Origin of the sequence: Paucibacter sp. B51 (genome assembly GCF_027863535.1) — a bacterium.
Taxonomy (GTDB): Bacteria; Pseudomonadota; Gammaproteobacteria; order Burkholderiales; family Burkholderiaceae_C; genus Paucibacter_A; species Paucibacter_A aquatilis.
Map to the genome: position 1 here is coordinate 2,800,185 of NZ_JAPIVN010000001.1, position 23,206 is coordinate 2,823,390.

Consider the following 23,206-nt stretch of genomic DNA (forward strand, 5'->3'; position numbering starts at 1 on the left):
GGAGCCGCGCCCGCCATGGAACTGACCGTCGAAGGCGTTGCCGCCGTCTCCCTCTTTCTCGCCAATGTGGTGGTGATCATCGTGGTGATCGCCACCTACTGGCGCATGACGCGCTACGAGGAAAGCAACCACATCCACATCGTCAACGCCCTGCGCGAGACCCGCGATGCCGGCCGCGAGATGAAGATCGCTGCGCATGAGCTGATGCGTGTGGCCGAGGGCCGGGGTGGGGCAGCGAACAGCAATTTCGGCGGCGCTCAGGCGCCCGATATGCACCTGCTCAGTGAACTGCCCGAGATGGTGCGCACCCTGATCAACAGCTACGGCATGGACACCGCCGCCGACCGCGCCCAGCGCGAGGCCGACCGCGAACCCTGGCCGGCCCATGCCCATGAAATGAATGCCGAGCAGATGGAGCGCCTCAAGCGCAGCCATCGCAACGAGGTCGATCGCCTGCTGGCCCAGCGCCAACGGGTGCAGGTGGAGCTGGGGCGCACGCGCGAGCGTTTGGAAGAAAGCCTGCGCCAGATCAGCAGCCTGCGTGCCCGCACCGGTGGCGGAGGGGGCAATGCGAGCGGCGCCGACAGCGCCGAGCTGGCCTCGACCCGCCAACGCCTGGAGCAGCTGCGTGGCCAGGTCCAGCAGGCGCAGGAGCGTGCCAGCGGCTTCGAGCTGCGCGCCGAGCGTGCCGAGCGCACGGCCGCCCGCCTGCAGCGCGAGTTGGAAGATTTGGCCTTGGGCGGCTCGGCCGAGGCTTCGGCGGCCTCGTCCGGCTCAGAGGCGCCGCCCAATGCCGCCGCCATCAAGGCCCTGGAGCGCGAGGCCCAGGCCCAGCGCGAGCAACTGGCCACGGCCGAGCGCACCATCCAGAAGCTGCGCCACGACCTCGAGGTCCTGTCGGCCGACCCGCCAGCGCATGACGAGCCGGTCGACGAGGCCGTGCTGGAAACCAAGGCCAAGCTGGAAAAAGAGATCGAAAAACTCAAGGGCCGGATCGAGGAGCTGGAAGACTCGCTCAAGCGCAATCTGGTCGAGAAGGGTTTCATCGAACAGCATTACCTGGAAGTGACCGCCAAGGAGCGCAACCCCGGTCAGGCCATGGTGCAGGCTTTGGAAGAGGCCGAAACGGCGGCGGTGTCGCCCGCGCCGGCGACCGAGGCGCCGGCCGAGACCGCACCGGCCGATCCCGCCGCACCGCGCTGAGCGCCGGGCTTCAGCCGCCTTCGCGCCGTACCGGTGCCAGCAGCAGATCGCTGCGCGCCTCCGCCACACAGGGCAGCACCCAGCCCTCGGCCTTTTCCTCCCGGCTCAGGCCGGGCCATTCGATGCGGTAGGCAATCTCACCCTCCAGCAGCTGGCGCACGCAGGCCCGGCAACTGCCATTGCGGCAGCTGCTGAGCATGGAGGCGCCGGCCTGCAGGGCGGCTTGCAGAATCGTCTGGTCGGCTCGGGCGGGGAAGCTCTCGCTGGCTTCATCCGCCTGCAGCAGGCGGATCTGGAAGGTCGTGCTCATGCCGGCATGATGGCCCAAAGTGGCCTTGCCAAGCCGGCTGCAGCGGCCGAACCGCTATGCTTTCGCCCCTGCCGACTTCACAAGAGCCGCCTCCATGGACCGCGCCCGCGCTTTTTTTGACCAGCTGAACCAGGACTATTTGCAGGTCCACAAGAGCAAGGAAGACCTGTTCTGGGCCACCTATATGGCCACCAGCGAGGACCAGGCCGGCTTTGAGCGGGCCGAGGGCGCCTACAAGGCCTTCATCTCCGACCCGGCCCGCCTGGCCGCGACGCGTGAGCACATCGCGCGGCTTGAATCGGCCGAGGAGAGCACGGAGCGCATGGCCCTGCTGCACGGCCTGCGTGGCTGGCTGGCCGTGTTCGAGGCCAATATCATCGACAACGAAGCCGGCCGCGCCCTGATGGCCGAGATCATCGAGGCCGAGAGCCGCATCTTTGCCGCCAAGCGCGAGCTGCAGCCGCGGCACATCAACGAAGCGGGCGAGAGCGAGGTGGCCTCGCTGTCCATGCTGGCCACCAATCTGGCCACCAACCCGGACGAAGCCCGCCGGCGCAGCTCGCTCGAAGCCTTTTACGCGATTGAGCAATGGGTGCTGGCCAACGGCTTTCTCGACCTGGTGCGCTTGCGCAACCGCTTTGCGCGGGCCCTGGGATTCGACAACTACTTCGAACTCAAGCTGCGCAGGAACGAGCGCATGACGCCGCAGCAGCTGAAGGGCATCCTCGACGATTTCGTGCAGCGCACCGATGCGGCCAACACCCGCGCCCTGGCTGATCTGAAGGCCCGCCATGGCGAGCAGGCCCTGCAGCCCTGGAACCTGCGCTTCTACTCGGCCGGCGATGTGGTGCGCCGCATGGACGCCTACATGCCCTTCGGCCCGGCCCTGCGCCGCTGGGTGCAGAGCTTCCGCCGCCTGGGCATCCAGTACCGTGGCGCCACCCTGCAGCTGGACTTGCTGGAACGCGCTGGCAAGTACCAGAACGGTTTCTGCCATGGCCCCATTCCCAGCTACGTCGACGCGCAAGGTCGCTGGTTGCCGGGTCAGATCAATTTCACCGCCGAAGCGAAACCCGATCAGATCGGCAGCGGCCTTCGCGCCATCAACACCTTGTTCCACGAGGGCGGGCATGCGGCGCATTTCGCCAATGTGGTGCAGAACTCGCCTTGCTTCTCGCAGGAGTTCGCGCCGACCTCGATGGCCTACGCCGAGACCCAATCGATGTTCTGCGACAGCCTGCTCGGCGATGCCGACTGGCTCAAGCGTTATGCCCGCAACGCCGCGGGCGAGGCCATCCCCGACGAGCTGATCCACGCCCGCATTGCCAGCAGCCAGCCCATGCGCGCCTTTGACGAGCGCTCGATCGCCGTCGTGCCTTATTTCGAAGCGGCGCTCTACGCCATGCCGGACGAAGCATTGACAGCGGAAAACGTGCTCGCCCTGGCCCGCGCCACCGAGCAGCGCGTGCTGGGTGTGCACAGCCCACGGCCGCTGCTGGCCATCCCGCATCTGCTGAACCAGGAATCGGCCGCGTCCTACCAGGGCTATCTGCTGGCTCATATGGCCGTCTACCAGACCCGCGCTCATTTCCTGCGCAAACATGGCTATCTGACCGACAACCCGGCCATCGGCCCGGCGCTGTCGGCGCATTACTGGGAACCGGGCAACAGCATCGATCACGACGCCACCTTGCGCAGCCTGACGGGCGAGGGCTTCTCCGCCCGCTACCTGGCCGAGGCCTGCAACCAGTCGGTCGAGGACTGCTGGGCCGAGGCCCAAGCCAGCATGGCCGCCGCCGCGCAGCGCCAGTACCCGAGCGAGTTCCCGGCGGCCCTGGCGGCCGAGATCCGCATCGTCCACGGCGAGCAGTTGCTGGCCGACAACCGCGAGGGGGATGAAGCCATGTGCAGCCAGTTCGAGGCCTGGATCGCCGCGAACTACAGCATCAGCCCCGGGGCGCTCGCCCAGCCGAGCTGAACTTCGTGATGCCGACTTTGAAGTACCTGGCCGGCTACCCGGCCGAACTGCTGGCCCAGGTGCAGCAGCTGATCGATGCCGGCCGCCTGGGCGAGACCCTGGCGCGCCGCTATCCGCTGGGGCACGAGGTGCGCAGCGACACGGCACTGTTCGACTACACCATGGCGCTGAAGAACCGCTACCTGCGCAATGCGCCTCCCCTGTCCAAGGTCTGCTTCGATGCCAAGCTCAAGGTGCTGCAGCACGCCCTGGGCACCCACACCCGCGCCTCGCGCGTGCAGGGCGCCAAGCTGACGAGCAAACGCGAGATTCGCGTGGCCAGCCTGTTCAAGGAAGCGCCGGCCGAGTTCCTCAAGATGATCGTGGTGCACGAACTGGCCCACCTCAAGGAGCTGGACCACAACAAGGCCTTCTACCAGCTCTGCCAGCATATGGAGCCGGCCTACGGCCAGCTGGAGTTTGATCTGCGCTTGTATCTCACGCATCAAGACCTGCAGGCCGCGGAGGCTTGCCATGATTGAGCCGATGGAACTGCCTTGCATTGAGGGCCGAGCGCCGGGCCGCCCCAAGCCGGCCCGAGGCATCCGCAGGATGCCTGTCCCCTCGGGGGGGCGGCCAGCGTACCCGCTGGACGAGGGGCTCACATGATCTTGTTGGCGCCGATGGAAGGGCTGTTGGATCACATGCTCCGGGATGTACTCACCCGCGTCGGCGGCATCGATCGCTGCGTGTCCGAGTTCATCCGCATCACCGACATGCTGATGCCTAACCGCGTTTTCACCCGCATCGTGCCTGAGCTGCTGAACGGCGGGCGCACGGCGGCCGGCGTGCCGGTGCGTGCCCAGCTGCTGGGCAGCGACCCGGTCTGCATGGCCGAGAACGCGGCCAAGCTGGCGGCCCTGGGGCCGGCCGGCATTGACCTCAATTTCGGCTGCCCGGCCAAATGCGTGAACCGCCACCGCGGCGGCGCGGTGCTGCTGGACGAGCCGGAGCTAATCTTTGAGATCGTCTCGGCCGTGCGCCGTGCCATGCCGGCCGACTTGCCGCTCTCGGCCAAGATGCGCCTGGGCTATATGGATAGCCACCGCACGCTCGATTGCGCGCTGGCCATGCAGGACGGCGGCGCCGAGGAGCTGGTCATCCATGCCCGCACCAAGGCCGATGGCTACAAGCCGCCGGCCTACTGGGACCGCATCGCCGCGGTGCGCGAGGCGTTGCAGGCGCGTGTGGTGGCCAATGGCGAAATCTGGACACCGGCCGATGCCGAGAACTGCCGCGCACAAAGCGGCTGCAGCGATTTGATGCTGGGCCGCGGCATGGTGGCCAACCCAGGTCTGGCCCTGGCAATCCAGTCTCCGGATGGGCCGCCGCTGAGCTGGGCCGCGCTGCTGCCGCTGATGCGCGGCTTCTTTGATCTGGTGCGCAGCAACGTCGCCCATCGTCACCAGGCCGGCCGCCTGAAACAATGGCTGCATTACCTGCGCCGGCATTACCCCGAGGCGGAAGAGGCCTACCTGCGCTTGCGCACCGTCAATTCGCCCGAGGAGTTGGACCTGCAGATGTTCGGCCCGGACGAGCGCGGGCCGCGGCCACTCCGTCCGTGCCCGATCGATGAAGAAGTAGAAAGTTGCACCGCATGAAGTCCAGCAAATCCCTGTCCGGCCTGGGCGCCTTGTCCGGCCTGGTCTATTCCACCGACAGCGGCCGCACCTGCCCGGAATGCCGCCAGGCCAAGGCCGATTGCCGCTGCGGCCGGCCCCAGCTGCCCAAGGGCGACGGCATCGTGCGCGTCTCACGCGAGACCAAGGGTCGGGCCGGCAAAGGCGTCACCCTCGTCAAGGGCGTGCCGCTGGACGAGGCCGGTCTGATCGCCCTGGGCAAGGAGCTCAAGGCCGCCTGCGGCTCGGGCGGCACGGTCAAGGACGGCGTGATCGAGGTGCAGGGCGACCACCGCGAGCGGGTGATCGAGCTGCTCAAGAAAAAAGGCAGCTGGACGGTCAAGCAGGCGGGCGGCTGAGCCCGCGTGTTGCGTTGCCGAAACCCCTGAGGTGATGGGGCTGCGCACCTGGGCTGTTGGGGCTAGACTGAGTTGGCCTCGGGTTTGAGCAGCGCGGAAATGAACGGGACGCCGCGCACCGCCAACAGAGCGCCGGCCCGGGCGTGGCGCCACGGCTTGCCTCAGCGGCCGCGGAACCAGGTTGGGGCCTGCGGTGCCAAGTGCGGCGCGGCAGGTGCTTGCAGGAGTTCTGAACATGCAAGTCGGTGTACGCATGCGCATGGGGGCTGTGGCGGCCTGGTGCCTGGGGATGGCCGCGATGCCGGCCCGGGGCGCGGGCTCCTTGCTCGACCTCGATCTCGATAGCCTCTCGCAGCTGGAGGTGCGCAGCGCCACCGGCTTCAAGATGGCCGCGCGTGACGCGCCGGCCATCGTCTCCATCGTCACCGCCGCCCAGATCGAGGCCATGGGGGCCAACACCCTCGAAGAGGCCTTGCAAGGCGTGGCCGGCCTGCACATCGCGCCCAAGAATCGCCAGCCCCTGTTCGTGATCCGCGGCATGTACACCTACGACAACCCGCAGGTGCTGGTCACGCTCAACGATGTGCCCATCAACCCAGTGTTCACCGGCTCGCTGGGCGCCGGGGTCAAACTGCCGCTGGCCGCGGTGGAGCGCATCGAGGTGGTGCGCGGCCCGGGCTCGGCGGTGTTCGGCGCCGATGCCTTTGCCGGTGTCATCAACATCGTCACCCGCGACCCCATGCGCGAGCCCGAGAGCCAGGCCGGGCTCAGCCTCGGCGCCTTCCGCAGCGCGGACCTCTGGATGCGGCGCACGACGCGCGTGGGTGACTGGGGCCTGATGCTGGCCGCCGAGCTGCAGCGCAGCGAGGGCGACCGCGAACGCCGCATCGAGGCCGACCAGCAGACCGAGTTCGACCGCCTCTTCGGCAGCCAGGCCTCGCGTGCGCCTGGGGCACTGGACACGCAGTACCGCCTGGGCAATCTGCATGTCGAGCTCGCGCGGGCCGATCTGCAGCTGCGCCTCTGGCATTACCGTGCCGATCGCATGGGTGCGGCCTGGGGCATCGCCGGGGCGCTGGACCCCGACTCGCGCACCGAGGCCCGGCAGTCGCTGGCCGAGCTGCGCTGGCAGCTGCCCGGCGCCACCGAGCATTTCAACGCGCTGTTGCGCGCGTCCTGGAGCAATTATTGGTTCTTTGCCAACTACCAGGTCTTCCCGGCCGGCGCGCTGCTGCCGGTCAACGCCCAGGGCGATCTCTTCGGTGCCGGGGCCGACCGGCTGTTTCGCTTCGAGCAGGGCGCCATCGGCAACCCGGGCTCCGATGAAGACAGCCTCAGGCTCGATGCCGAGGCGCATTACAGCGGCTGGGCCGGCCACCGATTGCGCCTGGCCGCCGGGTCCAGCCAGGTCAAGTTCCACGCCTGGGAGGCCAAGAATTTCAGCCACGGGGTGGCGGCCGGTCAGTTGGTCGATGTCACCGGCACGCCGTTTGTGTACGCGCCCGATCTGCAGCGGCGCAACCGCTACCTCTCGCTGCAGGATGTCTGGCGCCTGAACGAGCAGGCCGAGCTGACCCTGGGCCTGCGCGTCGATCACTACAACGATTTCGGTACCACCCGCAACCCGCGCGCGTCCCTGGTCTGGCGCCACTCGCCGGTGCTCAGCAGCAAGTGGCTGTATGGCCAGGCCTTCCGCGCGCCATCGATGAAAGAGCAGTTCGTCGCCTCCAACCCGGTCAATCTCGGCTCCAAGACCTTGACGCCCGAGCGGGTACGCACCTGGGAGTGGCAGCTGGATTGGTCGGCGGGCACCGATTTCAATGCCCGCCTGGCTTTCTTCCACTACCGCATGAGCGATCTGATCCGCCTGGTGTCGGGCGTGTATCGCAATGTCGGCCAACTGAGCGCGCCCGGCGCCGAGCTGGAGCTGGACTGGCGCCCCAACGACCACAGCCATGTGCGCCTGAATCACTCGGTCCAGCGCGCGCGCGATGCCGAAGGCCGTGTCGCGCCCTATGCCCCGCGTCAGATCAGCAGCCTGGCGCTGGAACATCGCCTGGGGGCCGGCCTGAGCCTGCAAGCCCAGGCGCGCTGGGTGGGCGCGCGGCCGCGCCTGAACGCGGACACGCGGGCGCCCCTGCCGGCCTACCGGCAGCTCGATGTGCAGCTGCGTTGGCAGCCGGCCGGTGCGGATTGGTCGGCCTCGCTCGGCCTGCGCAATGCCCTCAATGCAGCGGCCACCGAGCCGGCCGACTCCAGCGCCATCGTTGGCGATGTGCCCCTGGCCGGCCGGGCCTGGCGCCTGGACCTGCGCCGCAGCTTCTGAGGCGGCCGATTCTCGCCATGGCCCGGACCCGACTCGCCCCCTTTCACCCGCCGGCATCTTTGCGGCGCGCGGGACTCTGGCTTCGTCGTGAGGTGGTCTTGGCTCTTGTCTTGGCCAGCCTCCCGCCCCGCGGCGCGGCGGCCGAGGCTCTGGTGGGTGAGTACAAGCTCAAGGCGGCGTTTCTTTACCGCATCAGCCAGTTCGTCGAGTGGCCCGAGGGCGAGGCGGGCGAGCGCGCCTTTCACATCTGCGTGCTGGGCAGCGACCCCTTTGGTGACAGCCTGCGCGAGCTGAGCACGCGCAACCATGGCAGCCGACCGATTGCACTGCTGTACCCCGCCACGGCGCGCGAGGCCCGGGCCTGCCAGATGGTGTATCTCGATTCCGGCGGCAAAAAGGCGATCGGCGAGCTGACCGCCAGCCTGGCCGATCTGCCGGTGCTGACCGTGGGCGGGGCCGAGCAGTTTGTCGACCAGGGCGGCGGCGTCGGCTTTGTCGTGGAGGGCGGCAAGCTGCGCATGGAGATCAATGTCGAGGTGCTGCGCCGCGCCCGCCTCAAGCCCAGCGCCAAACTGCTGGAAGTGGCAGCGCGCCTGGTCGGTACCGGCCGGGCAGGGAGCAGCTGATGCGCATGGCCTTGATGCCGATCCGTCGCCTCAGCGTGCTGCTGATCATGGCGGTTTGCGTGGGCAGCCTGCTGCTGTCCAGCGTCATGCATGCCTGGTACGAGGCGCGCGGTGCGCGCGAGGCCCTGGGTTTCGAGCTCAGCTCTCTGGCCACCTTGCTCGGCAATCGCAGCACCGCCGCCATTGCCTTCGATGACAGCCGCACGGCCGAAGAGAACCTGGCCGCCCTGCGCGAGATCCGCCATGTCGCCCAGGCCTGCCTCTACGGCAGCGAGGGCGCCTTGTTCGCCCGCTTCGAGCGCCAGCCCGAGCAGCGCTGCGCGGCTCAGCTGCCGGCGGCCGAGGCGGCTCAGTCCGGCTTGAGCATCGAGGATGCCTGGGTGCGTGTGCGCCAGCCCATCCATCTCGATGAGCAGAAGGTGGCCGTGCTGGCCATGGCCTCCTCGCTGGAGGCGGTGCATCAGCGCCTGTGGCGCCAGCTGCAGCTGCAGGCCGGGGTGGTGCTGCTGGCGGCCTTGCTGGCGCTGGCGGTCTCGCTGCGCATGCAGCGCCTGATCTCGCAGCCGCTGCTGGCCCTCGGCCAGGTGGCCCGCAACATCGTGCAAAGCCGCGACTACCGCCTGCGCGCACCCGAGCTGATGGGGCCGCTGGAGCTGGGCCAGCTGGCCCAGTCTTTCAACCGATTGATGGCCACCATCGAGCAGCAAAACCAGGAGCTGGAGGCCGGCCGCCAGGCTGCCCAGGGCCGGCTGGAGCGCTTGCGCGCCAGCCAGCGTGCGCTGAGCGGCCTGGCCAAGTCCGAGGCCGTGGCGCGCGCCGATCTGCCGGCACTCGTGCAGGCACTGTCGCTGGCGGCCGGTGATCTGTTTCCGGGCTGCCGGGTGCGCGTGGGCCTGCCCGAGTCGCCGCAGGCGGGGGCGCCCACCGTGGCTGCCGGCCTGGCCCATGCCCAGCAGCAGGGCGAGCGCTCCCTGGCCGTGGCCCATGTGGTGCGCGATGAGCGCCTGAGCACGGCCCAGGCCGAGGCCTTGCGCGCGGCCGGGGTGATGGCCTTTCTCTGGGCCGCAGCCGGTGCCAGCCCGGCGGGCCAGCTCGTGCATGTCTGCCTGGAGCGGGGCGAGGCCGAGCGGCACTGGAGCGCTGACGACATCGCCGTGCTCTGCGAGATGGCCGATCTGTTGGCCCTGGTCGAACGCGACAGCCAGCGCCGCGGCATCGAAGCCAGCTTGCGCGACAGCGAGGCGTACAACAAGCTGCTGTTCCGCGAGTCCTGCATGCCCCAGGGCCTGCTCGATCCGCAAAGCCTGCGCCTGCTTGACGGCAATCGGGCCGCCGCCGAAGCCTTTGGCCTGCCCTGGCCCGTGGCGGGCACCGATGAGGGCGCAGCAGACTCCGCGCCCGGCCTGGCCTGGTCCCAGCTCGACCTGGGCGCCTTGTTGCCCGCGCAGCAGGCCGATGGCAGCGATTCGCTCGATCGGCTCAGCGAGGCCATGGTCGAGGCTCTGGCCGGCGGCCGCCATGTGCTGGAGATGCAGCTGCTGCGCCGCGGCGAATCGGCCTGGGAGGCCGAGGTGCATCTCGACCGCTGGCAGTCGGGCCAGCGCAGCCTCTTGCAGTTCAGCCTGATCGATGTCTCGGCCCGGGTGCAGGCCCAGCGGGCGCTGGAGCAGCTCAATGCTGAGCTGGAGACCCGGGTGGCGCGGCGCACCCAGGCCTTGCTGGAGGCCAACCACCAGCTCTCCGAGACCCTGGACACCTTGCAAAAGACCAAGGACGAGCTGGTGCGCAACGAGCGCCTGGCCTCGCTGGGCGCCCTGGTGGCCGGCGTCGCGCATGAGCTGAACACGCCCATCGGCAACAGCCTGGTCGTGGCCTCGACCTTGCAGGAGCACAGCGCCCATCTGAGCGCCGATGTGGCCGCGGGCACCTTGCGTCGCTCCTCGATGCAGGGCTATCTGGACCTGGCCAACAGCAGCTTCGCCCTCCTGATGCGCAGCCTGCAGCGCGCGGCCGAGCTGGTCGCGCGCTTCAAGCAGATGGCCGAGGACACGCACTGGGGCCGGCGCTGCCGCTTCGATCTGGCCGAGGCCTTGATGCAATGGACGCAGACCTTGCAGCCGCAGTTCACGGCCACGCCGCACCGTTTGCTGACCGAGCTGGAGCCCGGCATCGAGATGGACAGCTGGCCCGAGATGCTGGAGCAGGTGCTGAGCCAGCTGATCAGCAACACCTTGATCCATGCGCACCGTCCCGAGCGACCCGGCACGACGAGGCTGCAGCTGCAGCGGCTGGACGGCCAGCGTGTGCGCCTGAGCGTGTCGGACGATGGCTGTGGCATCGACGCGCGCAGCCTGCCGCGCATCTTCGACCCTTTCTTCACCACGCGCCTGGGCTCGGGCGGCAACGGTCTGGGCCTGCATCGTGTGTTCAGCCTGGTCAATGGCGCACTCGGCGGCCGCATCATGTGCAGCAGTGAGCCAGGGCAGGGCAGTGTGTTTGTGCTGGAGCTGCCCTGCGTGGCACCGCAGGCCGACAGCCTGCATGGCTCGGGTGGTGAACGCCCGGCTTGAAGCGGGGCCGCGTGCGTCTGCAGCCTCGCGATCCGTGTTTTCCCGAGGTGTGGCGGGCCGAGCAGGGATAATCCACCGATGAACGCCCCCACGCCTGACTCCAAACTCTCCTTCGCTCAGCTGCCGCTGAGTGCCGCCATGCAGGCCAATCTGGCCCAGCTGGGCTACACGCAGATGACGCCCATCCAGGCCGCCAGCCTGCCGCTGGCGCTGGAGGGACAGGACTTGATCGCCCAGGCCCAGACCGGCAGCGGCAAGACCGCCGCCTTTGCTCTGGCCCTGCTGCACCGGCTCGATGCCAGCCGTTTTGACGTGCAGGCCCTGGTGCTGTGCCCAACACGTGAGCTGGCCGATCAGGTCACGCAGGAGATTCGCCGCCTGGCCCGGGCCGCCGACAACATCAAGGTGCTGACCCTGTGCGGCGGTTCGCCGATGAAGCCGCAGATGGAATCGCTGGGTTTTGGCTGCCACATCGCCGTGGGCACGCCGGGCAGGGTGATGGACCATCTCGAGCGGGGCAGCCTGCAACTCGGCGCCCTCAGCACGCTGGTGCTCGATGAGGCCGACCGCATGCTGGACATGGGCTTCTTCGATGACATCGTCACCGTCGCGCGCCAATGCCCGAAGAAGCGCCAGACCCTGTTGTTCTCGGCCACCTATCCGGAAGGCATTGCCAAGCTGAGCAGCCAGTTCATGCGCGAACCCAAGGAGGTCAAGCTCAACAGCAGCGCGAGCGTCAGCCAGGCACCGGCGCAGATCGAGCAGATCGCTTTTGAGGTCAGCGAGGGCGAGCGCCTGCATGCCGTCTCGCAACTGCTGCGCCATTTCCGCCCGGCCAGCACCATCGCTTTTTGCAACACCAAGCAGCAGTGCCGCGACCTGGTCGATGTGCTGAACGGGCAAGGTTTTGTGGCCATGGCCTTGCATGGCGACCTGGAGCAGCGCGAGCGCGACCAGGTGCTGATCCAGTTTGCCAACCGCAGCTGTTCGGTCCTGGTGGCCACCGATGTGGCGGCGCGCGGCTTGGACATTGCGCAGCTCGAATGCGTGATCAATGTGGAGGTCACACCCGACACCGAGGTCCATGTGCACCGCATCGGTCGCACCGGCCGCGCCGGTGCGCAAGGCCTGGCCCTGAGCCTGGCCAGCCTGGACGAGATGGGCCGCATCGGCCGCATCGAGCAGCTGCTGGGCCGCGAGTTCGTCTGGCAAAAGCTCGACAGCCTCAAGGACGCCGACGGCGCACCGCTGCAGCCCGCCATGGACACCTTGCAGATCCTCGGTGGCCGCAAGGAAAAGATCCGCCCCGGCGACATCCTCGGCGCTCTGACCGGCGAAGCGGGCTTCAAGTTCGAGCAGGTCGGCAAGATCAACATCACCGAATTCCACAGCTATGTGGCGGTGGAGCGCAGCATCGCCCGCGAAGCGGCGCGCCGTCTGTCTGAGGGCAAGCTCAAGGGCCGCAAGGTCAAGGTGCGCCGCATGGCGGATCTGAGCAAGCTGGATTGAAATCGGGTAGCTGCGGCCACCCCTTCTGCTTTCTTTGTGCGGTTTTCGCGCGCAACGCGGGTTTGCAAGGGCTTGTCTCGATAGGCGAGGGCTGGCGCAAACCCTAGCATGCCGCATGAAATTTCATGCCATGCCTTTGCCCTCGCAGCGCCGTTTGCGGTCCGCCGTTTTGCTGGCGGTTTGTGCTGCCCTTGTGGCGCCTGTCCTTGCGGCCGATCAATCGGGCCCTGCTGCCATTACGCTGGAGCGCATTCACAGCGAGCCGCCCTTGGCTGGCCGTCTGCCGCGCGCACCCGAGTTGTCGCCAGGCGGCGGTTGGGTGACTTATCTGCGCGCCTCGGAGCAGGACAGCGAGATCAATGAGCTCTGGGGCCAGGCTTTGCCAGGCGGCCAGCCGCGGCGGCTGCTGTCCGTGAGCGACTTGATCGGGGCGCAAGGGGTGCGCCTGACCGAGGCGGAAAAGATGGCGCTCGAGCGCCGCCGCGTACAAGGTCGAGGCATCACCGGCTATCAATGGTGCGGCAAGGACGATCGCCGTCTGATCCTGCCGCTTTCGGGCGATCTCTACCTGGTGGAGCTGACGGAACAAGGTCCGCGCAGCCAGCGTCTGAGCTTCGATGAAAAGGAGCCCGAGCGCGATCCGGTCTGTGATGCCGCAGGCCGCCAACTGGCCTTCGTCAAAGGCGGCGATCTTTGGGTGCAAAGCCTTGACGGCGCAAGCGCCGGCCCCGCACGCCGTCTGAGCCAGACCGGCAGCGAAAGCCGCAGCACCGGCCTGGCCGAGTTTGTGGCTGCCGAAGAGTTTGGCCGCCAACGAGGTTTCTGGTGGTCGCCCGATGGCCAGCGCATTCTGGCGCTGGAAGTGGACGAATCCGAGGTGCCGCTCAAGACCCGCTCGCAGATTTTTGCCGACCGCATGGCCATGACCACGCAGCGCTATCCGGGCGCAGGTGAGCGCAATGCCAAGGTTCACGCGCTGGTGTTTGACACCCGCGGACGGGTGCCTGTTGAGCCACAGCGTTTGAGTCTGCCGGCTGAGGCCGAGTACATCTCCCGCGCCGGATGGTTTGCCGATGGCACGCCCTGGCTGCAGTGGTTCACGCGCGATCAGAAGCAACTCAACCTGGTGGAATTCAGCGGCCCGCAGGCCCAGGCCCGCACCGTGCTGGTCGAGCGCGACCCAGCCTGGGTCGAGGTGCAAGACGATCTGCGAGAGCTGCCGACACAGCTGCGCTCGGGCAAACCGGCCTTGCTGTGGATCAGCGAAGCCAGTGGGCGCGCCCAGTTCTGGCTGGTGGACCGGGTCACCGGCGAGCGCCAACAGCTCAGCCGGCAGGCCGAACCCGTGGCCCGTCTGATCTGCCAGCGTGAGCAAGGCCTGGTATTCTCGGGTGCCACGGAGCGCGGCCGCGGGCGCGAGATTTTTGAGCTGAATTGGCAGGGGCAGTCGCGAGTATTCCAGCCCGGCGAGGCCCGCCGCTGGCGCGACGCGCGCGCTGACCAGGGCTGCCGCCATCTGCTGCTGACCGAATCACGTTGGGGCCAGCCTCCGCGCACCGAGGTGCTGGCGCTGGATGGCCAGGCGCCCGCCTTGCCGCTCAAGGGTGATGCGCCCGACCCGCTGTTGGCCGCGATCGCGCCCCAGGTGCAGGTTCTGGACATCGTGGCAGCGGACGGGCAGACCCCGCTCAATGCCTTTTACCTGCCACCACTCAAGGCTGGCACCAGGCCCGATCAACGCCACCCGGTGATCGTCAAGGCTTACGGTGGCCCGGGTACGGCCACGGTGGGCTGGAGGTGGAGCGGCGACACGGCCTTGCTGGCCTATCTGCAGCGACAGGGCTTTGGTGTGCTGACGCTGGATACGCGCGGCATGGCCTATCGTGATCGCGCCTTCACCCGCGCTCACGCCGAGGGTTTTGGCAAGGCAGAATTGGCGGATCTGTTCGCGGCCGTGCATCAGTTGAGCAAGCTCGTGCCGGCGGTGGACCCGGCCCGCATCGGCTTCACGGGCTGGTCGTACGGCGGCTATCTGGCAGCGCGCGCCATGCTGGACGCGGACACGCCGTTTGCCGCCGCCATTGCCGGCGCGCCGCCGACCGACTGGATGCTCTACGACACCGCCTACACCGAGCGTTACCTGGGCCTGCCCGAGGGCGGCCGCGCCAAGCCCTACGCTGAAGCCAATTTGATCAGCCGGGCGGGCCTCTTGCAGAAGCCCTTGATGCTGGTGCACGGTACGGCCGACGACAACGTGCTGTTCGAGAACAGCTTGCGCTTGATCGAAGCGCTGCAAAGCGAAGGCAAACTGTTCGAAACCGTGATCTACCCTGGCCGCGCTCACGGCATCACCGGCAAGAAGGCACGCTTGCACCTCGATCGCACCCAGACCGACTTTTTCATCCGGCACCTCAAGCCTTGAGATGCCAGTCGGCGGCGACGTTCCGAAGCTTGACGCCGGGCTGGGTAAAAAAGTGTGATGAATTCGTGTCAGCGCACTTCCTAGTCCACCGCCAGCCTCGCACCGACGTTGAAACGAGACGTTTGCACATGTTGAACCCCTCATCCGGGGCCTAGTCTTGCATCAAGGACCCAAGGAACATGAAGACGTCGTTGGAGAACACCTCATGGACACTTTTGTGATGGACCCCAGGGAAGCAAACAAAGCCGCCATGCTGCAGCCGAACACCGAAACCCTTCGCCCGCCCGCGGGCCCGGGTGCATACGAGCTGCGCTTTCAGTCACTGTTCCACACCGGCAAGGCCTTGTCCTTTCCCTGCAATGCGCGCGGCGATGTGCAACTCGATTCGCTGAGCGCCAAGGCCCTGGAGAACTACTTGTTCGCCCGCGCCGTGGTCGGCCATGAGTACGCCACGCCGGTGATCCAGCCGCGCGAGTAGACAGGTTCCAGCAGCCCAAAGCGGCTGTGCTTTGCTCCGTCGATCGAGAATTTCCTGAACAGAAAAAGGGGCTGCATCACCTCGGGTGATGCGGCCCCTTTTGTCTTGACTCGCTTCGCGACGACCCAGCCCAGTTGAGCCGGTGGCTGGCGTCTGTAGGCATCTTGCGGACTTTCCTTGTGGCGCTTTCTCACGCTGCGGTGGCTCGGCCCGCCGCCGGGCTCATGGTTCGCGGGTCGGCTCTGAGAGCCGACTTCCCTCGCTGCTCACTCCGCGGCTCAGCGGCGCCAAACTCCCTCCGTTCGCTGCGCTCACTGCGGTCAAACAGTGGCGCCGAGTCAGTTCTTGAAGCGCGCTTGAAGCAAGCTTCGGCGCGCGCCTGAGCCGCTCCGCTGCGCCCTCGGCCGCGCACAAATCGCCCGGCGGCGGGCCGAGCCACCTACGGAGGTGGCGTGTTCCACCGTTGATGAGCCACATCGACCGCGATGCAAGCGCGCTGCAGCCCGTGCCGCTGCCGGGCGATTTGTGCCGGGCCGAGCAGCACAGCGCCTCGGGGCGCGCGCGGTCACGCGCGCTTCAATTTCTGACTTGGCGCTTCTGTTTGAACGAAGCGAACGCAGGGAGCGAAGTGAGTTATGCGCCAGCCCCGAGGCGCGAGCAGCGCAGGGAAGTCGGCCCACCAGGGCCGACCCCGGAACCATGAGCCCGGTGGCGGCACGGGCTGCAGGGCCTCACGAGCAAAACCAAAGGCTGCTTCGTGCCGCTTGCAGCCCTCAGTTGTTCTGCATGGAGCTGGCCCCTTTTCTCTTGTGAGGGCGTGGGGGGGGCCAGCACCTCAGCCCAACGTCTCCAGAGCGATTTGCAGCGCCTGTTCAGGTGGCACCGGCAGGTCGGGCTGGACGCCGTGCCCGTCCAGGCGCTGGCCGTTGGGTGTCAGGTAGTCGGCCACCGGAAGACGCAAGCGATAGCCGCCCGCGAGCGGCAGCGCCTCGCTCGACAGCATGGCGCCGGCCGTGCGCTGGCCAATCAAGCGGGCACCCAAGGCTTGCCGCAAGAGCCAGGCCACCGGCTCCGAGGTGCTGGCTGTGTGCCCGTCGATCAGGACCAGCAGTCGCCCGCGGAAGCCGCCTGCAGGGCTGGCGGGAATGCGCAGGCGTGCCACGCCAGTCGTTTGCAGGGCCTGGCTCAAGGCTGCGAGATCGAGCGTGGCGAGCGCGGGCATCTGAGCCAGCGCAGCCGCATCGGGCTCGTCCCGGCCCTGGCCATACCAGCGGCGTGAGAGGAAGACCCCGGCGTCCACCGGAGCCGGGGCCAGCAAGACCAGCAAGCTGGCGGCCGCTGGCAAGGCACCCCCGGCGTTGCCGCGCAGATCGATGATCAAGGCTTCAGGTCGGGCGGCGGCCAGCGCTTGCGCGGCCGGCAGCATTTGCGCCGCATCGAGTGCGAAGCTGGGGATGCTGAGCAAGGCCACGCCGGGTCGCGGCCAGCTGAGCCGTGGCAAGGGCGCGGGGGCGGCTGGGGCGCTCGTCGCTGGAGTGTCGGGCTGTGGCGCCAGCAGAGCGTAGTGGCTGAAGCCTAGCTTCGCTGCGTGCTGGCTGCGATTGAAGTGCAAGGCGATGCCGGCGGCGTCCAAGCCTTCGGGTGCGGCCAGCAAGGCCTGGCGAAAGGCCGCAAAAGCCGGGCTTTTGCTCCAGGCGGGCAAGGGCAGCAGGCGATCGCTCAAGGCCAGGGCTTGGGCGTAAACGGTTTGAGCGCTGGGCTCCGGGGTTGCCGCCAGGGCGAGGGGGCTCAGGCCGAGCGACAGCGCGAAGACGGCGAGCACGCGCTTGGCCAGGTGGCGAGTGACAGTGAAAAACGAGCGAATCAAAACGGGTCTCCTTGGAAGTGGCGCCGGCAACAGCGCGCAGCACCCGGCGCGACAGGCGCCAGGGCTGTGCAGCCTAGATGCAGCGTTTCGCCAGGAGTGGAAGGCGACGACCGTCTGTGACCAAGCCGAAGCGGCTGTGACGAAAACGCGTGGCCAGGGGCGAATTTGCGGGCGTCAGGGACGAATCTGCGTGGCATCGAGGCCAGCGCTTGGCAGCTCAGGCGGCAATTCAAAGTCGGCGGACACGGGGATCAGCGCGTCCAGGCCGCGCAGGCGGAGCTGACGCTGGCGACCCGTTTGCACCCAGGCTTGGACCCGCTCCGGTGCCACCAGCCAGGAGCGATGCACACGCCAGCAGGCCGTCTCGCCAGCAGCCAAGGCGGCCGCCAGCTCGCCCAAGGGCAGGCGCAGCAAATGGGCTTGGATGCCGCTGCCGTCCTCGGCTTCGAGCTGCAAACGGACATAGTTCTGCTGGGCTTGAGCGCAGACCAATTGTTCGCGGCGAAAGCACAGCTGTTCGTCGCGATTGCGGCCCTGCACCACGATCTGGGGTGAGGTGCCGGCGGCTGGGGCTGTCGTGCTGGCCTGGCTCTCGGCGGTGGGCGCTGCGAGCTGGACAGCCAGGACGTCGGCCCGTCCTTGCCAGAGCAGGAGCGGCAAGAGCATCAGCAGGAAGGGCAGGGCGAAGACGAGGCTGAACATGAAAAAGTCGACCCAGGATGGTGTCCTCGGCGACACCAGCCAGCAGCTGTGGGCATAGCTCAGGCCCGCGCTGCAGGCGGCCCAGATCGCCAGGGCCTGCAGTTCATCCTGCAAGCGCCACAGGGGCTGGCGCGCCCGCCGTCGCAGCGCCCAGGCACGCATGGGAAGCACCGCGAGCAGCAGGCAAACGCCGTAGCCCAGCAGACGCAGCGCCCACCAGGGCGCCCGGTAGCGCTCGCCGCCAAAGGGCTGCAGCCAGAACAGAAGGAGCAGCACCAGTCCAGTCGCCAGGCCGAATCGCCGCAGGGCGGCCCAAGGGCTGGTTTCAAAATGCCAGCGTTGTTGCAGCCAAGCGGGAACGGTGGACAAGGCGGACATGGGCAGCGGAGGGCTGAGGGGGGGCTGAGGGGTACGGGGAGGCGGCGAATTCTAGGTGGGCATGCGCCGCTTCTGAGCCGAGGCAGGCTGCGGGTTTGCCCCTCGGCAAGGGCAGAGAGGCGCGTGCGAATATCAAGCCATCGCTCACCGCAGCGAACCGCCACGCTCTTCGCAGTCAAGCGCTTCGCCGAAACTTCATGCCCATCTCATTGCCTTTTTCCCTGCGCTCTCTGGCGCTTGGCCTGCTTGTCGCCTGCGGCGTGGCTGAGACCCTGGCCGCCCCCATCAAGGTGCCCGGCACTCTGCGTTTCTGCGCCCAGGGCAGCCCCAAGAGCTTCGACCCGGCGAACAGCGACTCCGGCATTGACCACGCGGCCACGTATCCGATTTTTGATGGCCTGATCGACAACGAGCCGGGCACGGACCGGCTGATCCCGGGGCTGGCCGAGAGTTGGATCGTGGCGGCAGATGGCCGCAGCATCCGCTTCAAATTGCGCCACGGCGTCAAGTTTCACAGCACGGCCTATTTCAAGCCCACGCGCGACTTCAATGCCGACGATGTGATCTTCACCTTCGCGCGATTGCTGGACCCGCAGCATCCGTTTTCCAAGGCCCACCCCGTTGTTTCGCCGTATGTGATTTCGGCGGGCTGGAAGCAGCTGATCGCTGGCGTGGATCGCATCGCCGATGACGAGGTGCAGATTCGCTTCCACAGTGTCGATGCCACGTTTCTGAACCTGCTGACCTACGCCTTCGCCGGCATCCAGTCGGCCGAGTATGGGGCGCAGCTGCTCAAGGCCGGCAAGGCGGCGCAGATCAACAGCCTGCCGGTCGGCACCGGGCCTTTTGTCTACAAGAGCTACCAGGCCGACAGCATCTTGCGCTACACCCGCCACCCGGATTTCTTCCGCAGTGATCGGCCGGTGATGGAGCAGCTGGTCTTTGCCATCACCACCGACCGCAATGTGCGCACCCAGCGCTTGCGTCGCAATGAGTGCGACATTGCGGCGCTGACCAATCAGGCCGATCTGATCGAGCTGGAGCGCGACCCGGCCATCCAGATCCACAGTGTGCCGGGCCTGAACATCGGCTTCCTGGCCTACAACACCAAGAAGCCGCCGCTGGACAAGCTGGCCGTGCGCCAGGCTCTGGACATGGCCATCGACAAGAGCACCCTGGTCAAGACGGTGTTTGGCGGCGCGGGCGAGCCGGCCAACTCGCTGGTCGCGCCGCCCAGCTGGGCCTTTGATGCCAGTATCAAGACCGCGCCGCATTCACCCGAGAAGGCGCGCGAGCTGCTCAAGAGCGCCGGTGTCAAGGACCTGAGCCTGACGCTCTGGGCCATGCCGGTGCAACGCTTCTACAACCCCAATGCCCAGCTGATGGCGCAGATGATCCAAGCCGATTGGGCCAAGATCGGCGTCACCGCCAAGATCGTCAGTTATGAATGGGGCGAGTACCTCAAGCGCGTGGATCAGGGCGACCATGACACCGCCTTGATTGGCTGGAACGGCGAGGACGACCCTGCCTCCACCCTGGGTCAGCTGGCCTGCGGCGCGGCCAGTGGCAGCTTCTGGTGCGACAAGAGCTACGACGCCACCCTGGCCAAGGCCCGCCAGACCCTGGACACCGCCGAGCGCAAGAAGCTCTACAGCCAGGCGCAGCGCCTGGCCCTGACCCAGCTGCCCTGGACGCCGATTGCGCATGGCAAGGTGGCGGTGGCGGTGCGCAAGTCGATTCAGGGCTTCAAGCTGGCGCCGAGCGGGCAGTACCGTTTTGATGGTGTGACGCTCAAGCCCTGAGAGAGGCTGTCCGAGCTCGCGCCTAAAATGCGGGCCATAGCAACGAGGGACCGTCAGCAATGAGCATCAAGAGCGACAAGTGGATCCGCCGCATGGCCGAGCAGCACGGCATGATCGAGCCTTTTGAGCCCGGCCAAATCCGCGCCAACGCGGCCGGCGAGAAGATCGTCAGCTACGGCACCTCCAGCTACGGCTACGACATCCGTTGCGCGCCCGAGTTCAAGGTCTTCACCAACGTCTACAGCTCCGTCGTCGACCCCAAGAATTTCGACGACAAGAGCTTTGTCGACATGGAAGGCGACCATTGCATCATCCCGCCCAACAGTTTCGCGCTGGCACGCACGGTCGAGTACTTCCGCATCCCGCGCAATGTGCTGACCATCTGCCTGGGCAAGAGCACCTATGCGCGCTGCGGCATCATCGTCAACGTCACGCCCTTCGAGCCCGAATGGGAAGGCTATGTGACGCTGGAGTTTTCCAACACCACGCCGCTGCCCGCCAAGATCTACGCTGGTGAGGGCTGCGCCCAGGTCTTGTTCTTCGAGAGCGACGAGGTCTGCGAGACCAGCTACAAGGACCGCGGCGGCAAGTACCAGGGCCAGCGTGGCGTCACCTTGCCGAAGACCTGACCCCCGGCTCGGGCTCGGGCTCGCGCCAACTTGAGCGAAAACAGCCGGTGAATCACCGGCTGTTTTGCATTTAAGTTTCGGCCGAGGCCGGCATCATGGCGCCATCCCGGTCCTGTGCAGGCCGGAACCGCGAGGCCCCCCATGATCATCCCGCTGCATCTCCTGCCCGACCTGAACACCGGCGCACCGATCCCGCTGGATTTCACGACCGATGCCGACAGCCCGAGCAGCCTGCGCATGGACATGCGCGCCGCGCCCGAGCTGGACCTGCCGATTGCCGGCCCGGTGGCCTTGTCCGATCTGCATTGCTTTCAGGCGCTGATGGCCGATGAAGGCGAACAGCTGCAACCGACCCGCATGCTCTACGACCGGCTCTATGCCTTCGAGTGCCTGGCGCGGGCCCATGCCTGCTCCAACCCGGGACTGCGTGCCCTGGCCCTGCGCCTGTTCAGCGACTATCAGCGCGCCGGTGAGTGGATTGGCCTGATGCACTGAGCCCGCTGTCTCACCCGCCTGCGACGGCCCGCCTCGGCCCGTCGGCTGCCCGGCTGGTATTGCCGCCATCGGCCCTCGCACAGCGAGGGCCTTTTTGTTGCTGGGTTCACAAGGCCGTCAACCAATCACAGCGCAGCTGGCCGCGCCGGTGCAGTTGCCGCCTGAGATGGGCGTACAGGCTGGGCATCAGAAAGCCCAGCAGGCACAAGGGCAGCCATTGCCATTCGTGCAGCAGCAAAGAGGGTGGCAAGCCTGCCCAGCCCAAGAGCCAGACGGTGAGGATCACATCCCAGGCTTGCGCTTCAAGGCGGTGGTCGCGCGCATGCAGGCGCAGCCAGCGGATGACCTGAGAGACCTGTTGCAGCGTCATGAGCAGCTCCCCGATTCTGGACGCCGGATGGGCTTGTCAGCTTGGCGTCAGATTGAATATCGGCGAGTCGGCGTTCAAGTTCCAGTGCTGCCTCAGACTATTTTTGGGGCCGGGCCCATCAGCGGTGCTTGTGCTGGCAATGCGTGGCGCCGTGCTTGTGTCCCGTGGCCGGGGTCGCAGCCGTTGCGGGCCGTTTCTTGCTGCGCTGCGGTTCCTGGCAGTCGACACAACGGCCGTAGAGGGTGATCTCGTGGCTGTCGACGCTGAAGCCCGGTGGCGCCAGCTGGGCCAGATCGCCCGGGCAGCGCTCGACATCGAACACCCGCTGGCAGCAGGTGCACTGGAAATGGTGATGGTGGGCATGGCCGGACAGCTCGTAGCGCGGGCCTTCGCCCGGCAGCTGAACCAGGCTGATGGACTGGTCTTCCAGCAGCAGCTTGAGGTTGCGGTAGACCGTGGCCATGCCCAGCGCTTCCACGTCCACACGCGCGGCATCCAGCACTTCCTGAGGGGAGAGCGGTCGACCGGCAGTGGCGATCGCGTCGCGGATGGCAGTGCGTTGGCGTGTGGTGCGTTCCATGGCGTGTGAAAAGCCTGTGCGGGTTGAGCGTGCGCAGGATTGTCGCATCGGCAATCTTGATAATGCGTTATCAATATCGAATAATGCGAGCCATGGTACCGGCCCGGCCGGAATGCCTGATCGCACGAACGGAGACGCGCCCTTGAATGCCATGCTTCCCTTGATGCCCCCGAGCCGTGGCTTGACCCCGCAGCCGACGCCGCTCCAGCCAGTCCTGCACCCGCGCGCTCATGTCGCGGCGTCTCCGGAGGTGCTGGCGCACGTGGGGCCGCCTCGCCGTCATGGCGGTGGGCCTGATCTGGCGGTCTGGCAGCGCTCGGCGCCGAAGGGCTTTCAGGCCTGGATGGATGCTTTGCCTGAGACGGTCTTGCCCAGCCTGCATCGCGTGGCCGATGCCCAAGGGCTGGAACAAGAGGTGCAGCAGGCCCTGGACGCGGCCGGCCTGCCAGCGAGCGAGATGCGCAATCTGCTGCTGGCCGACCTCATGCATCTGGTGAAACGCTTCGCGCGCCTGAGCGAGTGCGAACACGTTTCGTTGCGCCTGGGGGATCTGCGCAGCGAGGTGGACCGTCAATGGCTGTGCATGGGGGCGCCGCTGCGCCTGGTCTGCAGCTATCGTGGCCCGGCCAGCGAGTGCCGCATGGGCAGCCGTGCGGCATTGGACACCGCTTGGATGACACCCGACCGCGCCTCGGCTTCAGCGCTGGCACCCATGGATGTGGTGGTCTTCAATGCCCGCGGCCGCATGCTGCACCGTCGCCCGCGTTTTCTCGTGGCCGATGGGCGCCCCAGGCCCTGGGCCTTGAGTCTGGTCGCCGCGCCGTTTGACGCGCTGGCTTGAGGGATGTGCGTCGACCGCATGCGGGAATGTCCTAGGTCATGCGGGCTCGTTTCGGCCGGGATGCCTTTAGTCATGTGTCTTTGGGCTGTGTATCGTTCCGGGC

Annotated in this window: 20 protein-coding genes; 15 read left to right on the forward strand and 5 right to left on the reverse strand. The window is 67.3% G+C overall.

All coding sequences use genetic code 11. From position 1 onward, the window contains the following. Positions 1–15 precede the first annotated feature (15 nt). The gene (locus tag OOB33_RS12005; protein ID WP_102769896.1) at positions 16–1,203 is read left to right on the forward strand and encodes a hypothetical protein; all 1,188 of its coding nucleotides are present in this window, start codon (positions 16–18) and stop codon (positions 1,201–1,203) included. 10 nt (positions 1,204–1,213) lie between these two features. Here OOB33_RS12005 and OOB33_RS12010 read toward each other — a convergent pair whose 3' ends face one another. Next, the gene (locus OOB33_RS12010; RefSeq protein ID WP_102769897.1) at positions 1,214–1,513 is read right to left on the reverse strand and encodes a 2Fe-2S iron-sulfur cluster-binding protein; all 300 of its coding nucleotides are present in this window, start codon (positions 1,511–1,513) and stop codon (positions 1,214–1,216) included. A 94-nt stretch (positions 1,514–1,607) separates the two neighbouring features. On the opposite strand from OOB33_RS12010, the gene OOB33_RS12015 reads away from it, so the two are divergent. The 10 genes from OOB33_RS12015 (at position 1,608) to OOB33_RS12060 (ending at position 15,439) form a co-directional block, all read left to right on the forward strand. Then, positions 1,608–3,491 carry a M3 family metallopeptidase gene (locus OOB33_RS12015; RefSeq protein ID WP_271008833.1) on the forward strand — a complete coding sequence of 628 codons (1,884 nt, stop codon included), beginning with the start codon at positions 1,608–1,610 and terminating at the stop codon, positions 3,489–3,491. Positions 3,492–3,499: 8 nt separating this feature from the next. Beyond that, positions 3,500–4,012 carry a M48 family metallopeptidase gene (locus tag OOB33_RS12020; protein ID WP_271008834.1) on the forward strand — a complete coding sequence of 171 codons (513 nt, stop codon included), beginning with the start codon at positions 3,500–3,502 and terminating at the stop codon, positions 4,010–4,012. 123 nt (positions 4,013–4,135) lie between these two features. Beyond that, on the forward strand, positions 4,136–5,131 hold the full coding sequence (locus OOB33_RS12025) for a tRNA dihydrouridine synthase (RefSeq protein WP_271008835.1): 996 nt from the start codon (positions 4,136–4,138) through the stop codon (positions 5,129–5,131). Then, on the forward strand, positions 5,128–5,508 hold the full coding sequence (locus tag OOB33_RS12030; RefSeq protein WP_102769900.1) for a translation initiation factor Sui1: 381 nt from the start codon (positions 5,128–5,130) through the stop codon (positions 5,506–5,508). Before OOB33_RS12025 ends, OOB33_RS12030 begins: the two co-directional genes overlap by 4 nt. 235 nt (positions 5,509–5,743) lie before the next feature. After that, positions 5,744–7,834, forward strand: coding sequence for a TonB-dependent receptor plug domain-containing protein (locus OOB33_RS12035; RefSeq protein ID WP_271008836.1), 2,091 nt, complete (start codon positions 5,744–5,746; stop codon positions 7,832–7,834). 110 nt (positions 7,835–7,944) lie between these two features. After that, on the forward strand, positions 7,945–8,460 hold the full coding sequence (locus tag OOB33_RS12040) for a YfiR family protein (RefSeq protein ID WP_271008837.1): 516 nt from the start codon (positions 7,945–7,947) through the stop codon (positions 8,458–8,460). Positions 8,461–8,465: 5 nt separating this feature from the next. Then, positions 8,466–11,030 (forward strand): ATP-binding protein, encoded by a 2,565-nt coding sequence (locus OOB33_RS12045; protein WP_271008838.1) that lies wholly within the window; start codon positions 8,466–8,468, stop codon positions 11,028–11,030. Positions 11,031–11,108: 78 nt separating this feature from the next. Next, positions 11,109–12,539: an ATP-dependent RNA helicase DbpA gene (gene dbpA, locus OOB33_RS12050; RefSeq protein ID WP_271008839.1), complete on the forward strand. Its 1,431-nt coding sequence runs from the start codon at positions 11,109–11,111 to the stop codon at positions 12,537–12,539. A gap of 268 nt (positions 12,540–12,807) precedes the next feature. Continuing rightward, on the forward strand, positions 12,808–14,961 hold the full coding sequence (locus OOB33_RS12055) for a S9 family peptidase (protein WP_271008840.1): 2,154 nt from the start codon (positions 12,808–12,810) through the stop codon (positions 14,959–14,961). A gap of 205 nt (positions 14,962–15,166) precedes the next feature. Then, positions 15,167–15,439 (forward strand): hypothetical protein, encoded by a 273-nt coding sequence (locus OOB33_RS12060; protein WP_333780327.1) that lies wholly within the window; start codon positions 15,167–15,169, stop codon positions 15,437–15,439. 835 nt (positions 15,440–16,274) lie between these two features. Here the strand turns inward: OOB33_RS12060 and OOB33_RS12065 are convergent. Both OOB33_RS12065 and OOB33_RS12070 read right to left on the reverse strand, forming a co-directional pair. Beyond that, positions 16,275–17,306 (reverse strand): S41 family peptidase, encoded by a 1,032-nt coding sequence (locus OOB33_RS12065; protein WP_271008841.1) that lies wholly within the window; start codon positions 17,304–17,306, stop codon positions 16,275–16,277. 174 nt (positions 17,307–17,480) lie between these two features. Further along, entirely contained in the window at positions 17,481–18,386 is a 906-nt protein-coding gene (locus OOB33_RS12070; RefSeq protein WP_271008842.1) for a LytTR family transcriptional regulator DNA-binding domain-containing protein, read from the reverse strand. Positions 18,387–18,583: 197 nt separating this feature from the next. Here OOB33_RS12070 and OOB33_RS12075 point away from each other — a divergent pair, with 197 nt between their 5' ends. The 3 genes from OOB33_RS12075 (at position 18,584) to OOB33_RS12085 (ending at position 21,312) form a co-directional block, all read left to right on the forward strand. Beyond that, positions 18,584–20,188 (forward strand): ABC transporter substrate-binding protein, encoded by a 1,605-nt coding sequence (locus tag OOB33_RS12075; protein WP_271008843.1) that lies wholly within the window; start codon positions 18,584–18,586, stop codon positions 20,186–20,188. Between the two features lie 59 nt (positions 20,189–20,247). Further along, positions 20,248–20,817 (forward strand): dCTP deaminase, encoded by a 570-nt coding sequence (gene dcd / locus OOB33_RS12080; protein ID WP_102769841.1) that lies wholly within the window; start codon positions 20,248–20,250, stop codon positions 20,815–20,817. Positions 20,818–20,958: 141 nt separating this feature from the next. Beyond that, positions 20,959–21,312 carry a hypothetical protein gene (locus OOB33_RS12085; protein ID WP_271008844.1) on the forward strand — a complete coding sequence of 118 codons (354 nt, stop codon included), beginning with the start codon at positions 20,959–20,961 and terminating at the stop codon, positions 21,310–21,312. Positions 21,313–21,418: 106 nt separating this feature from the next. On the opposite strand, the gene OOB33_RS12090 is transcribed toward OOB33_RS12085, so the two are convergent. Then, the gene (locus OOB33_RS12090; RefSeq protein WP_171827824.1) at positions 21,419–21,682 is read right to left on the reverse strand and encodes a hypothetical protein; all 264 of its coding nucleotides are present in this window, start codon (positions 21,680–21,682) and stop codon (positions 21,419–21,421) included. A gap of 118 nt (positions 21,683–21,800) precedes the next feature. Continuing rightward, entirely contained in the window at positions 21,801–22,262 is a 462-nt protein-coding gene (locus OOB33_RS12095; RefSeq protein ID WP_102769844.1) for a Fur family transcriptional regulator, read from the reverse strand. A 163-nt stretch (positions 22,263–22,425) separates the two neighbouring features. On the opposite strand from OOB33_RS12095, the gene OOB33_RS12100 reads away from it, so the two are divergent. Next, positions 22,426–23,103, forward strand: a complete 678-nt coding sequence (locus OOB33_RS12100) for a DUF1826 domain-containing protein (RefSeq protein ID WP_223696790.1) — start codon at positions 22,426–22,428, stop codon at positions 23,101–23,103. Positions 23,104–23,206: the final 103 nt, after the last annotated feature.

Bases quoted from the DNA above. Each gene is read 5' to 3' on its own strand.
- OOB33_RS12005 (WP_102769896.1), top strand. From the start codon at position 16: ATGGAACTGACCGTCGAAGGCGTTGCCGCCGTCTCCCTCTTTCTCGCC.
- OOB33_RS12010 (WP_102769897.1), bottom strand. From the start codon at position 1,513: ATGAGCACGACCTTCCAGATCCGCCTGCTGCAGGCGGATGAAGCCAGC.
- OOB33_RS12015 (WP_271008833.1), top strand. From the start codon at position 1,608: ATGGACCGCGCCCGCGCTTTTTTTGACCAGCTGAACCAGGACTATTTG.
- OOB33_RS12020 (WP_271008834.1), top strand. From the start codon at position 3,500: ATGCCGACTTTGAAGTACCTGGCCGGCTACCCGGCCGAACTGCTGGCC.
- OOB33_RS12025 (WP_271008835.1), top strand. From the start codon at position 4,136: ATGATCTTGTTGGCGCCGATGGAAGGGCTGTTGGATCACATGCTCCGG.
- OOB33_RS12030 (WP_102769900.1), top strand. From the start codon at position 5,128: ATGAAGTCCAGCAAATCCCTGTCCGGCCTGGGCGCCTTGTCCGGCCTG.
- OOB33_RS12035 (WP_271008836.1), top strand. From the start codon at position 5,744: ATGCAAGTCGGTGTACGCATGCGCATGGGGGCTGTGGCGGCCTGGTGC.
- OOB33_RS12045 (WP_271008838.1), top strand. From the start codon at position 8,466: ATGGCCTTGATGCCGATCCGTCGCCTCAGCGTGCTGCTGATCATGGCG.
- dbpA (WP_271008839.1), top strand. From the start codon at position 11,109: ATGAACGCCCCCACGCCTGACTCCAAACTCTCCTTCGCTCAGCTGCCG.
- OOB33_RS12060 (WP_333780327.1), top strand. From the start codon at position 15,167: ATGGACACTTTTGTGATGGACCCCAGGGAAGCAAACAAAGCCGCCATG.
- OOB33_RS12070 (WP_271008842.1), bottom strand. From the start codon at position 18,386: ATGTCCGCCTTGTCCACCGTTCCCGCTTGGCTGCAACAACGCTGGCAT.
- OOB33_RS12075 (WP_271008843.1), top strand. From the start codon at position 18,584: ATGCCCATCTCATTGCCTTTTTCCCTGCGCTCTCTGGCGCTTGGCCTG.
- dcd (WP_102769841.1), top strand. From the start codon at position 20,248: ATGAGCATCAAGAGCGACAAGTGGATCCGCCGCATGGCCGAGCAGCAC.
- OOB33_RS12085 (WP_271008844.1), top strand. From the start codon at position 20,959: ATGATCATCCCGCTGCATCTCCTGCCCGACCTGAACACCGGCGCACCG.
- OOB33_RS12090 (WP_171827824.1), bottom strand. From the start codon at position 21,682: ATGACGCTGCAACAGGTCTCTCAGGTCATCCGCTGGCTGCGCCTGCAT.
- OOB33_RS12095 (WP_102769844.1), bottom strand. From the start codon at position 22,262: ATGGAACGCACCACACGCCAACGCACTGCCATCCGCGACGCGATCGCC.
- OOB33_RS12100 (WP_223696790.1), top strand. From the start codon at position 22,426: ATGCCCCCGAGCCGTGGCTTGACCCCGCAGCCGACGCCGCTCCAGCCA.